This is a genomic window from Nodosilinea sp. FACHB-141, from assembly GCF_014696135.1.
GTDB lineage: Bacteria > Cyanobacteriota > Cyanobacteriia > Phormidesmidales > Phormidesmidaceae > Nodosilinea.
Genome location: NZ_JACJPP010000012.1, coordinates 235,338 through 247,432 on the forward strand (window position 1 = coordinate 235,338; position 12,095 = coordinate 247,432).

The following is a 12,095-nucleotide window of genomic DNA, read 5'->3' on the forward strand; positions in this document are numbered from 1 at the left end:
CAGTGCCTTGGGGTTGAAGCTTGCTGACTTGTCTTGCTCAGCAGGGGGCCAGCGTAGCCATTCAGCTAAGGCATCCGCTCGGGGTGAGCCGCTTTAGGGTCGAAGAAATCGGCCAACAGCTATCGTTGCCTGCTAACTTATGCCTCTCAAGATGGCACCGGTTGAAGTGCCAGTTGCCGTTAAAGCTATCCCCATTGTCGGCTAATGCTCAGGCATGCGGGGAGGTGATTTATAGAACGCAACGCTTCTCGGGCAGCAGTTTTCCTAACAGCTCCCAGCTCTATCGGTAAGCGAGACTGAACATGTTATAAATGTTAAGGAATTATAAGTATTCTCGTGGGCCAATCTTTGCCCCCATTAAGCTGTTTGCGGCGGTTATCAGAGTTATTGAAGTAGTTCTGCTTGCTAATATCTCGATTTTGCAATCAAGCTTAGGCTCTGTTTGGCCCCTGCGGGGTGGACAGATTTTTTTTGGGCAAATACAGTCCAGCTCTGATATGCGCACCTTAACTTCTGTGGAGACTATTCCTTGACTGCAATTTTTGAGCCTTCCGCCAGAGCTGCGGATGTAACCCCTTACAGCGACCTGACCCTAAAGCAGGTTATTCAAACTATTCCTAAAGTTTATTTTCAAAAAGACCCGCGCAAAGCCTGGGCTGCTGTAGCGCTCAGCGTAGGGGCCGTAACCCTGGGCTATGTGGCGATCGCCTTTTCCCCCTGGTTTTTACTCCCCTTTGCCTGGTTTTTGACCGGCACCGCCCTAACGGGCTTTTTCGTGGTGGGCCACGACTGCGGCCATCGCTCCTTTGCTAACCGCCGCTGGGTCAACAACTGGCTGGGGCACATCATGTTTCTGCCGCTGATTTACCCCTTCCACAGCTGGCGGCTGCTGCACGACATTCACCACCGCCACACCAACAACATGGAGATCGACAACGCCTGGGCCCCCTGGAGCAAGGAGGAATACACTGGCGCTGGTGGCTTCTTACAGACGGTTTACAAGAACATGCGAGGCTGGCTGTGGTGGCTGGCGTCGGTAGTTCACTGGGGAGCACTGCACTTTGATCTGCGCAATTTTGAACCCCGCGACCACGGCAAGGTCAAGCGCTCGATCGCGGCGGTGGTGATCTTTGCGCTGGTGTTTTTCCCCACTCTGTTTTACTTTGCCGGCCCCTGGGGCGTCGTGAAATTTTGGCTGATGCCCTGGCTGGGCTACCACTTCTGGATGAGCACGTTTACGCTAGTGCACCACACCATCCCTGAGATTCAGTTTCGCTACGGCGACACCTGGAATGAGGTGGAGTCGCAGCTCTCGGGAACGCTGCACTGCGACTATCCCAAGTGGATTGAGGTGCTGTGCCACGACATCAACGTCCATGTTCCCCACCATGTTTCAGTAGGGATTCCGTCCTACAACCTGCGGCCTGCCTATGCAGCGCTGAAGGAAAACTGGTCTCCTCTGATGAAGGAAACCAAGTTTTCCTGGGAATTGATGCGGACGATCACTAGCCGTTGTCATATCTATCACCCTGAGCGCGCCTACGAAACGTTTCGGGAGCTAGGGCAATAGAGAATTGATGAAAACCAGGTTGATTGGGGTGATTTAGCCCCGCCTCACCGGCTCAGCATTCCTGGGCCGGTTTTATTTTGGGTGGGGCCAATTGGTAAACTGCGACACCTCAAACGCGCAGGAGGTGCTTGCGATCGCGACAATCGTGGGTAGCATTAGGAGTCTTGCCAACGTTTGACTCTAACCTTAACTCCCCACACCGCTTCACCAACTGCTATGGCCCTGCTGTCTCGCCCGCTAAAAACGTTTTTGACCACTGCCGCTGTGGTGCTCACAGGGCTGGCTGCGGCCCCCATGGCGCGAGCCCAGCAGTTTGACCAGCAGCCCATCGACCCCAACCTGGCAGTGGCCATCGCCAGCCCGGTGCGCAACGGGGCTTTCTACAGCTTGATGATCTTGACACAGGTGCCCAACCAGCGGCAGTGCTGGCAAGAGCAGGGACAGGCGGGCGGGCCGGTCACCGTCGACCCGCTGCTGCTGAACTTTGACTTTACCGGGGCCTGCGATCGCAGCACCGACGGCAACGGCTACTCGGTGCGCATCAACAGTCAAGACCTAGGGGTGCACTACCGCCTAGAGGTCTCGGCCCGGCAGAATGACCTGGTGCTGTTTGCCCGCCCGACGCGCGATCGCTCCGCCCCGCCCATCGAGATTGGCCGCACCAATGGACGCACTGACGGATTTCTCAAAATCCAGCTCAACCCTGGCTGGCAGATGACCCGTCGCACCTACAACGGCCAGCCCGTCGGCCACATTTACCTCACCCACGACGCACCCCTGGATGTGCGCCTAGCCGCCGGGGCCGCCCCACCCCTGAGCCAGACCCCCAATACGCCACCCGCGGCCCGTCCCACCACGCCGCCCATGACATCGCCGCCGCCACCACCCAGCAGCACAGTGGCTACCGGCAACTATTTTCGCGTGGTGGTGCCGATTACTGGACCCAACACCCTACAACAGGTGCGGGCTGTAGAGCCTGAAGCTTTTCGCACTAACGCGGAGGGCCAAGAGGTGGTGCAGGTGGGAGTGTTTCGCGATCGCCAGCGGGCCGACGAAGTCTACAACGCCCTAGTCGCCGCCAGCCTGCCCGCCAAAATTCTTGGGGCCTCAGCCCCGGCGGTGGCCTCCACGCCCACCCTACCACCGATTCCCCAGGGGTCGGTGGTGGTCGTCATTGACCCCGGCCACGGCGGGCGCGACCCCGGTGCCGTGGGCATCGGTGGCCTACAAGAAAAGCAGATTAACACCGCTATCTCTAACCGAGTGCAGCAGCAGCTTGCCGCCGCCGGTATTACGGTGCTAATGACCCGCAGCAGCGATGTCTTTGTCGATCTAGACGCCCGTGCCCAGTATGCCAACCGGGCCGGAGCTAGCGTGTTCGTCAGCATCCATGCCAACGCCATCAGCATGAGCCGCCCCGAGGTCAACGGGCTAGAGACCTACTATTTCTCCAGCGGTGAACGGCTGGCCCGCAGCATTCACGCCAGTGTTTTGGGGAATACAGATATGCGCGATCGCGGCGTCCGCACTGCCCGGTTCTACGTGCTGCGCTACACCACCATGCCCTCGGTGCTGGTCGAAACTGGGTTTGTCACCGGATCTCAAGACGCTGCCCGCTTCCGCGACCCCGCCGCAGTAAATCGGATTGCCGACGGCATCGCCCAAGGCATTTTGAATTATTTGGGCCGCTAATGGATTGTGAACGCTAATTGGCCTTAGAAACAAACTGACGAACTGCTTTGACTACGGTTAGATCAGTCCCGGTTTCTCGTAGCGCAACCCAAGCTTGCAGCTGCTCTACTGGTACTACGGAGAAGGCCAAACTGCTCTCCAATTCGCGGATTTGCTCGCCGCGCAAGTCCAAAATTTTGACCTTGCCGTTGCTGTAAAGCCAGAGTTCGGGCACCCCAAGCGCCTGGTAAATGACCAATTTCTGATTCGACGCACTGGCAATATCCACTTCCACCGCCAAGTCTGGCGACAGGTTTGGCGGAATCTCAGGATTTAAACCCTGCACTAACCCAGCATTCTGAATAAAAAAGCAGCTATCAGGTTCAATCCCTTTGTCTAAGTCTTCACGGTTCCAGGTCGTTGAACCCAGATCCACAATTTCTAACCCTAGTTCTTCTGCTAAGGCAAAGATAATCTTGCTCAGCAGCCGGTTGACAATCTCATGGAGTTTACTGGGCATGCGAATCTCCAAGCTGCCACCGCTATAGGCCAACCGAGTGGCTCGATTCTCGCCTAGCTCTGCTAGAAAAAGCTGGTAGTGCTGCCAAGTCAACCCTGACACAGTCATAGCGCTGCCGGGAGACAGCACAATTTGACTCAAGGGAGTGGCTAGGGCAACAGGCATGGGCAAACAACCGCACGGCAATGTCAGGATGATAACAAGGCCGCCAGTCTTGTGGCGGCATCTGCTCTCTAGGAAACCAGCAGGGTATGGCTATCGTGGGGCTCTACGCCAGCCCGCAGCGATCGCCTCTGCCTCGGTGCAAAACCACCGTTCTCCCTTGTCGAGATGGATTTCTGTCCCCTCATAATCCTCCATACCGGGAACGTGGTAGAGCCTATTGCCGCTTGAAATTGAAATATTGCCTTTGACCGTGCAGGCGGGTTCTGCAACGGCGTCAATAGGCGAGAGCGGAGCCGTAGTACTGGGCTGTGCAGCGGGTGCCGGGGGTGTCGTGGTACTGGGTGACGCGGTATGTGAGGGCGAGGGCTTAGTACTGAGCTGCGTAGTGGATGAGGGCGAGGGCTTAGTACTGGGCTGCGCAACGGGTGAGGGCGGAGTCGTAGTACTGGGCGGTTCAGTGGGCAAGGGCAAAATACTCGCAACAGGCGACAAGAAGGTTCTATGCACAAACGGTAAGGCGAACAGGGCAACAGTAGTGAGGCCTAAAACACCCACCACAGCTTCGAGCCAGATGTCTTGTATTGATTGACGCCTAGCTGTCCGAGGGCGGGGCGTTGTTGGAATGGATTTAGCTGTCTGGGGGCGGGGCGTTGTTGAGATAGGTGTAGTGGTTTGCGGTGGGCTGAGCACAACGCCTTGAATAGAGGCTTTGGCAGCACGTACCTTGCCGTCAGCTTGAGTCACTTTCTCGTATAGGATCGTGTCTCCGATCTGCGGACGGCGGCAGTCTGCCGGTAGGGCACTGATGTGCAAGAAAACGTCCTTGCTACCATCGTCCGGTTTGATAAAGCCGAAGCCTCTGTCATCCTTCCAGGTTTTCAGTTGTCCTCTGTCAGGAACAGGTGCCATTCACGAGCCTCCGGATAACCACTCTGTAGGATTCCCCAGATGGGTGATCGCACTGACAGCTTCAGATTAAGTTGAACTGACAGCCTCAGATTAAGTTGAACTGTCGCGCTCAACTCATAGCTCTCGTTTGCCTTCGGTACTTTGCTGAGTTTAGGCAGGCTACTCGTTTGCCTCTGCCACAGCCAGGCGCACTCCCAATACGATGAGCGCTGCCCCAGTTAAACGCTCTAGCCAATGGGCAATGGCCAGAATATGTCGCTTGAAAATCTGTTGGGAAATCACCACGGCTACCACCGCAAACCAAATCAGGGCGACAGCCGCGACGGTTGCCCCAAAAACTGCTTGCGCTACCATCGGCGTTCCAGGCTGGACAATTTGGGTAAACAGCGCCAGAAAAAAGAGCGTTGCTTTAGGATTCAGCAAATTTCCTAGGAAGCCGATGCGGAACGCGGCCCAACGCCCTATATCTCGCTGTTGCCCAATGGCTTCTGATGCGTTCACGCAGTGTCCCCGAAGGGGAATCGCTACTCTCTTGGCATTCAAAGACTTGACGCCAAGATAAACGAGATAAGCTGCGCCAACCCATTTCAAGGCATTGAACAGCAGAATAGATTTTGAAATCACAGCGCCAATGCCAATCAGGGAATAGGTGGCGTGGACCAAGTTGCCAGCTCCAACACCGATCGCGGTAAAGATTCCTGCCCGCCAAGAGTAGGCCAGGCTATTGCGCAACGTTAGGGCAAAATCAGGGCCAGGGGTGACAACTGCCACTAAACTGACAGCAAAGACTGTTAACCAAGCTGAGAAGAATGTCATAATTCTCTCCTTGCAAAAGACTTTGGGCGAGAGCCTATCACAAGTTGCTAATTACGAAATGTTCTCTCAACCGACCCGCAAGCGCTTTGGCCAGCACTGGCTCACCGACGAGAAGGTGCTCCACCGCATGCTGGAGGCCGCCGCTGTTACTCGTCAAGACACCGTGCTCGAAATTGGCCCTGGCACTGGGGCGCTAACTCGCTGGCTGCTGCCCTTAGCCAACGCGGTAGTAGCGGTGGAAATCGATCGCGACTTGGTCCGCAAGCTCAATAATCAGTTCGCCAAGCACGATAACTTTCGCCTGGTGCCGAGCGATATTTTAGAGCTAGACATTGCTGCCGTCTCGCGGGACAAGAACTTTGACTTTGGCCTACCCAACAAAGTTGTCGCCAACATCCCTTACTACATCACTGGGCCAATCTTAGAAAAGCTGCTAGGCACCCTGGCCGAGCCGAACCCGGACCCCTACGACGCGATCGTGCTGCTAGTACAAAAGGAAGTCGCTGAACGGCTCTACGCACGCCCAGGCCGCAAAGCCTTCGGGGCCTTGTCGGTGCGGGTGCAGTACCTGGCTGACTGTGAGCTGGTTTGCCCAGTGCCGGCTCGCGCATTTCAGCCACCACCCCAGGTAGACTCCGCAGTAGTGAAGATTACTCCCCGGCCGCCGGTCACTCCGTCGGATGATCTGGCTGGGTTCGATCGCCTGGTAAAGCTGGGGTTTGGCAGCAAGCGCAAAATGCTGCGCAATAACCTTAAGGGTGTAGTCGATCGCGACGAACTGGAAGCGATGATGACGGCCCTAGCTATTGAGCCCACCGCCCGTGCCGAAGACCTTAGCGTTGAACAGTGGGTGGCGCTGAGTAATACAATCCTGAAGCACCCCCGCTGATTTTCTATGCGCCTTTACACTCTGCTGGCCGCCGCCAAAATTAACCTCTATCTCGAAATTGTGGGCAGCCGCCCCGACGGCTTTCACGAGCTGATCATGGTGATGCAGAGCGTTAGTCTGTGCGATCGCATCACCGTTCGCAGCATTGGCGTCGATGAGATTCGCGTGCGCTGCGACCACCCCTTGGTGCCTGCGGATGAAACCAATTTGGCCTACAAGGCAGCAGCCCTGGTAATGGCGCAATTCCCCGACGCGATGGCCAAGCTGGGTGGTGTCGAAATCACCATCGAGAAGCAGATCCCGGTGGGGGCCGGGCTGGCCGGTGGCTCGTCCAACGCGGCGGCGGTGCTAGTGGGGCTAGATCTTCTGTGGAACCTGGGCCTTACCCGAAGCGAGCTGCAAGATCTGGGGGCTGAGCTAGGGTCAGATGTACCCTTTTGCGTATCGGGCGGGACGGCGATCGCCACTGGCCGGGGCGAACAGCTCGATGCGCTCCCTGGTATCGACAGCCTGCACCTAGTGATTGCCAAGTACGAGTCTGAGTTTGTCTCAACCCCTTGGGCCTACAAAACCTACCGGGCCGAGTATGGCGACACCTATGTAACCAATACCCAAGGCTGGCAAGAGCGACAGGCCCAAGTGCGATCGGGTGAGATGGTGAGGGCAGTGGCCCGTCGAGATGCGATCGCCCTGGGGCAGCACCTCTGCAATGACTTTGAGAAAATCGTGCTAGATGCCCACCCCAAAACCGCCGCCCTCAAAGCCACCATGGCTGACCTCGGCGGGCTCGGCACCCTAATGTCGGGATCTGGCCCCTCGGTGTTTACCCTGGCCGAGTCTGAGGCCCAGGCCAACGAGCTGGCGGCCAAGCTGCGCTCGGCGTTGCCAGACCCCGATTTAGGCATTTGGACGGCTCAGTTTGTGCCCAGTGGGGTGCAGATCGCTAGCTAACCAAAAGGCTGAGAATGGGGCTGCGGAGGGGTTGCCCACCGTGAGCGGGGAGAAGCAACGCTAGAATAGGGAAACTGTTCTTAACCTATCGGGTTTGTCTATGTCGGTTTTAGCTGCGATCGCGGTCATTGCCCTACTGGTAGCCGTTCATGAAGCGGGGCACTTCACAGCCGCTCGACTACAGGGCATTCACGTCAACCGCTTTGCCATCGGCTTTGGCCCTATCCTCTGGAAGTACCAGGGAGCTGAGACTGAATATTCCCTGCGGGCCATTCCCCTGGGCGGCTTTGTCGGTTTTCCTGACGACGATCCCGAGAGCGAAATTCCCACCAACGACCCCGACCTGCTTAAAAATCGCCCGATTCTCGATCGCGCCATTGTCATCAGCGCTGGGGTGATTGCCAACCTGGTATTTGCTTACCTGGTGTTTGTGGCCCAGTTTAGCGCCGTGGGCATTCCCGAAACCTTCAACCCTCAGCCCGGTATTCTGGTGCCCCAGGTAATCGCCGAAAGCTCTCCCGCCGGTCAGGCAGGCATTCGCGCTGGAGATATTTTGGTAGCGGCCAACGGTGAACCCCTGGCCTCCGGCGAAGAGAGCATTCCCTTCTTCATTCAGCTAATCAAAGATAGCCCCAACCAGCCCGTGCAGCTCACGGTGCAGCGCGGTGCTCGCGAGCTAGATGTTTCGGTCACTCCCGTCATTGGCCCCGACGGCACGGCGGTGATTGGTGTGCAGCTTCAGCCCAATGGCGACTTTGGCTACCGCCGTCCCAAAAACCCTATTGAAGTATTTTCCCTGGCGGCGCAGCAATTCCAAGACACTCTAGTGCGCACCGTAAAAGGCTTTGTTCAACTAGTGACTAACTTTGGCGAAATGGCCAGCCAGGTAGCTGGGCCGGTCAAAATCGTCGAGCAGGGGGCTGGACTGGCTAAAAATAGCGCCGCCATGCTGTTCCCCTTCACCGCCATCATCAGCATTAACCTGGCGATCATCAACATTTTACCCCTGCCGGCGTTAGATGGCGGTCAGCTCGCGTTTCTGTTGATTGAAGCCCTGCGCGGCGGCAAGCCCCTACCCGATCGCATTCAAGAAAACGTTATGCAGACTGGCCTTGTGCTGCTGCTGGGCTTGGGCGTGTTTCTCATTGTCCGCGACACCACCCAGCTCGAAATCTTCCAAAATCTTCGGTAACTTCCTCACCATGGGTCACTGAGGTTTTTGACTGACAGCGCCAGGTGAATGGGTAGGGGGCGCGACCCACGTTACCCATTCACCCTCTACCCATCCACCCCCCACCCCATCTATGCCCAACCAGCGGCGAGCTTCTAAAAAACAGCGATCGCTGGAGATTCTTCTCCGCCTGAAACGACTGTATCCCGAAGCCCCTTGCTCCCTAGATTTTGCCAATCCCTTGCAGCTGATGATTGCCACTATGCTGGCAGCTCAGTGCACCGACGAGCGGGTTAACCTGGTCACCCCGGCCCTGTTTGCCGCCTATCCCGATGTCTACGCCTTTGCCGAAGCTGATATCGCCGATTTAGAGCAGCTGGTGAAATCTACCGGCTTTTACCGCAACAAAGCCAAAAACATTCGCGCCGCCTGCCAACGGATCATCACCGAGTACAACGGCGAAGTTCCTCCCCGCATGGAAGATTTGGTCACTCTGCCGGGCGTGGCGCGCAAAACAGCTAACGTCGTGCTGGCCCACGGCTTTGGCATCAACGGCGGTGTGACCGTAGACACCCACGTTAAGCGCATCACTAACTTGCTGTGGCTGACCAAGCACGCTGACCCCGTCAAAATCGAGCGCGACCTGATGAAGTTGCTGCCCCAGCCCGACTGGGAAAACTGGTCAATTCGGCTGGTGTACCACGGGCGAGCGGTGTGCAAGGCCCGCAACCCCAAATGCAGTATGTGCGAGCTAGCCGATCTTTGCCCCTCGGCCAAAGTTGTTCCGGTAGTTGGTTCTATCCAAGTTGGCCCTGTGCAAGTTAGCCCCATACAAGAGGTGGTTCAGTCCTAGGGGTTTTTGAGGCTAGATGCGGCAAGATCAGGTTAGACAGGCTTCGGAGGTTTCATTTTGGCTGACCTCTACACCGCAGATTTTTACGCTTGGACTCAAGAACAGGCCCATCTCTTGCGGCTGAGCAAGATTAACTTAGAGTCCATCAGTTTCCTGGTTACGAAGGCTTGGTCAGGCTGAGCAGACCCACGCTGACGGTGACCAGCAGCACCCCTAACCCCTGCACCACAGAAAGCTGCTCTTGCAGGATGCCCCATGCGAGGACGGCGGTGAGGGCTGGGTTAGCGGCCCCGAGCATTGAGGCGGCGGTGGCCCCGACAACGCGAATGCCGAGGTTGTTGAGCACATGGCCAGCGAGGGTAGCGATCGCCGACAGCAAGCCTCCCATCCACAGCGCGGGCCATAGCAGACCCGCCAAATCCACCGGCCACAGCAGTAGGCTGACCGCCGACAGCACCAGCGTCACCGTAAAGCTAATGCCCGTAAACGGCACCGGGTGAAAGGTTTCAAACGCTTTTTGGGCCGCCACGGTGTAAAAGGCGTACACTACCCCCGAGGCCAGACCAAAGACGACGCCTACCCAGCTCTCGATCGCCGCCCCGGTCATGGGAATGGTCAGGACGCTGCCCAGCAAAATCAGCGCCAAAATGGCCCAGCGGCTAAAGCTAGGGCGGTGGTTGAACCAGTACCAGTCCAGCAGCGCCGTATAGACGGGGTACGTAAAAAATAGCGTTAGCGCAATGCCCGCCGCAATTCGCCCTACCGACACGTAAAGCAGCGCTAGGTACGAAAACATCAATACCCCGCCCACTAAGGCCAGGTAGAGTTCGCGGCGGTAGCTCGCCGACCCTAAACGCCACAGGTCACCCCACATCGCCGGATACACCGGCGGCAGCAGCACCGCCATCAGCGGTACTCCGACCAGCATGCGCATAAACATCAGCAAAAACGAGTTGGGCAGAGTGGGCTCTACAAACCCACCAGTCTCCAGTACCCCAAACAGGTCAGACGGAATAAATAGAACCCGCGTGATCAGGTTTTGGGCCCCAAAGCAAATGGTCGCCAGCAGAATTAAGACATAGCCGAGCATGCATCCCCCTTGTTGCGCTTTAGGGATGACCCAACGCGAGTGCCCTGAACCACCGCATTCTACGGTAGCCGATAGCTGGCCACCCGTACCATCAAATCCCCCCCCTGGGGATTGTGGGTGAAGACAAAACTGCCCGCTTTGGTTTCGTGACCTGAGAGAAAGTCGATTTGCTGCTCGCCAGTTTCGTCGTCGACCCCTGTGATGTGTAACTCAGCGGTCACCTGCACCATGCGGGCAATGCGGCCGCCGGTGTTAGTAATGGCAAAGGGCACGTAGTAGCGGCCATCGGTGACCCGCACCGCCTCCGACACCGCCACCGAAAAGGCGGGCGGGCGATTTTGGTTGGTTTGCCAGTCAAAGAAGATGAGCCCCACCAGCCCCAGCAAAATGAGGGAAGCCGCTACAAACGTCACCCACTCAGCCGCAGACCGTTGGGTAAAGCTCCTGGGCGCATTGGGGGAGGGTGAGTTGTCGGGGTGGTTGGGCAAATCCATTAGATAAGGATACGCCCTGCGGCTCCGCCAATGGAGGCGGGTAGGCCCAAAACTAGGGTATTGCTCAACCATTCTGACCAGGGGTCACTGGGGTTGAGCTGCTGAAACAGCATCAGCATCACCACTGATGCTACTAGAGCCACGAGGTAGGCCACCAGAGTTTCGGTGACGGGGCTAAACAGCAGGCCCCGCTGTCGCCGCTCGGCGCGATCGGTAAAGCCCGAAGCAAACACAATGGCGTAGGAGAGGCCCAGCGACGCGCCCATAATCAGCAGCAGCCACAGGGGGGGCAGGGATGCGGCCAGCAGCGGCACTTCTTCGGTGGGGGCAATGCTAAAGGCAATCAGCACCGCACCAATCAGGGCAGCGTCGAAATCGACTAAGGCGTCGCGCAGGTTGGCCACGGTAGGAGAGGCCAACCTGCGCGAGATGGGGGCAGTCGTGCGACGCACGCGGTCTGTGCCAGAATCGCGCCTTTGCTTGCCCTGCAAGGTTGAGCGCGCCAAGGCTACCCCCAGCGCAAAGGGCACGGTCTCAAACACCACCTTGCCCAAGACTTCCGATAGGGGAATGTCGAGGGTGATGCGGCGCAGCAGTACCAGGGCCAGGGCTGCACAGACAACCCCAATGGCGACAGCCTCAATGCTTTCGAACAAGGCTTCGAGGGGGTGCAGGTGGAGGGTCTGGCGAAACCCTTCGACCTGGGTGAGCAACCCCACACCGACTAGGGTGGTGGCGAGCACCGTCAGCAGCCAGTGGGGACCCGTGGCGGCGCCGATCACCCATACCTCCACCGTGTACAGCAGCGGAATGCCAAACAAAAAGCCCCCCACCGCCCCCTGGAGAATGGCCTGTAATTCTATGAGCCAAATGTTGGCAGAGGGCTGAGGCGTTGCGTCGTCTACGGACTCGACCATTGCGGATTGTCTCTGATAGGGGCCCGCTGGGCCAGACTTATTTACAGCATAGTCAGGGTTTGGTGATTCAAAACGGCTG

At 57.5% G+C, this 12,095-nt stretch carries 12 protein-coding genes; 6 read left to right on the plus strand and 6 right to left on the minus strand.

What is annotated here, in order from left to right; genetic code table 11:
* The first annotated feature begins 529 nt into the window (after positions 1-529).
* Positions 530-1,570, plus strand: a complete 1,041-nt coding sequence (locus H6F59_RS13445) for a fatty acid desaturase (protein WP_190700524.1) — start codon at positions 530-532, stop codon at positions 1,568-1,570.
* A 174-nt stretch (positions 1,571-1,744) separates the two neighbouring features.
* Positions 1,745-3,262 (plus strand): DUF3747 domain-containing protein, encoded by a 1,518-nt coding sequence (locus H6F59_RS13450; RefSeq protein WP_242021457.1) that lies wholly within the window; start codon positions 1,745-1,747, stop codon positions 3,260-3,262.
* Positions 3,263-3,275: 13 nt separating this feature from the next.
* Here the strand turns inward: H6F59_RS13450 and H6F59_RS13455 are convergent, their stop codons facing one another.
* From H6F59_RS13455 to H6F59_RS13465, 3 genes are all read right to left on the minus strand, one after another.
* Complete coding sequence (locus H6F59_RS13455; RefSeq protein WP_190700526.1) at positions 3,276-3,926, minus strand: Uma2 family endonuclease; 651 nt, start codon at positions 3,924-3,926, stop codon at positions 3,276-3,278.
* A 90-nt stretch (positions 3,927-4,016) separates the two neighbouring features.
* Entirely contained in the window at positions 4,017-4,835 is an 819-nt protein-coding gene (locus tag H6F59_RS26050; RefSeq protein WP_199325775.1) for a cold shock domain-containing protein, read from the minus strand.
* A 159-nt stretch (positions 4,836-4,994) separates the two neighbouring features.
* Positions 4,995-5,651: a LysE family transporter gene (locus tag H6F59_RS13465; RefSeq protein WP_190700529.1), complete on the minus strand. Its 657-nt coding sequence runs from the start codon at positions 5,649-5,651 to the stop codon at positions 4,995-4,997.
* A 58-nt stretch (positions 5,652-5,709) separates the two neighbouring features.
* On the opposite strand from H6F59_RS13465, the gene rsmA reads away from it, so the two are divergent.
* The 4 genes from rsmA to nth all read left to right on the plus strand — a co-directional run bounded on the left by rsmA (position 5,710) and on the right by nth (position 9,515).
* Positions 5,710-6,540: a 16S rRNA (adenine(1518)-N(6)/adenine(1519)-N(6))-dimethyltransferase RsmA gene (gene rsmA, locus H6F59_RS13470; protein WP_190700531.1), complete on the plus strand. Its 831-nt coding sequence runs from the start codon at positions 5,710-5,712 to the stop codon at positions 6,538-6,540.
* A gap of 6 nt (positions 6,541-6,546) precedes the next feature.
* Positions 6,547-7,491: a 4-(cytidine 5'-diphospho)-2-C-methyl-D-erythritol kinase gene (gene ispE / locus H6F59_RS13475; protein WP_190700534.1), complete on the plus strand. Its 945-nt coding sequence runs from the start codon at positions 6,547-6,549 to the stop codon at positions 7,489-7,491.
* Between the two features lie 100 nt (positions 7,492-7,591).
* On the plus strand, positions 7,592-8,683 hold the full coding sequence (gene rseP, locus H6F59_RS13480; protein ID WP_190700537.1) for an RIP metalloprotease RseP: 1,092 nt from the start codon (positions 7,592-7,594) through the stop codon (positions 8,681-8,683).
* A gap of 112 nt (positions 8,684-8,795) precedes the next feature.
* Positions 8,796-9,515, plus strand: a complete 720-nt coding sequence (gene nth / locus H6F59_RS13485; RefSeq protein ID WP_190700540.1) for an endonuclease III — start codon at positions 8,796-8,798, stop codon at positions 9,513-9,515.
* Between the two features lie 157 nt (positions 9,516-9,672).
* Here the strand turns inward: nth and H6F59_RS13490 are convergent, their stop codons facing one another.
* From H6F59_RS13490 to H6F59_RS13500, 3 genes are read right to left on the minus strand one after another with little or no spacing between them, the layout of a single operon-like run.
* Positions 9,673-10,605, minus strand: coding sequence for a DMT family transporter (locus tag H6F59_RS13490; RefSeq protein ID WP_190700543.1), 933 nt, complete (start codon positions 10,603-10,605; stop codon positions 9,673-9,675).
* A 59-nt stretch (positions 10,606-10,664) separates the two neighbouring features.
* Positions 10,665-11,099 carry a TIGR02588 family protein gene (locus tag H6F59_RS13495; protein ID WP_190700547.1) on the minus strand — a complete coding sequence of 145 codons (435 nt, stop codon included), beginning with the start codon at positions 11,097-11,099 and terminating at the stop codon, positions 10,665-10,667.
* Positions 11,099-12,016: a TIGR02587 family membrane protein gene (locus H6F59_RS13500; protein WP_190700551.1), complete on the minus strand. Its 918-nt coding sequence runs from the start codon at positions 12,014-12,016 to the stop codon at positions 11,099-11,101. Before H6F59_RS13500 ends, H6F59_RS13495 begins: the two co-directional genes overlap by 1 nt.
* Positions 12,017-12,095 lie beyond the last annotated feature (79 nt).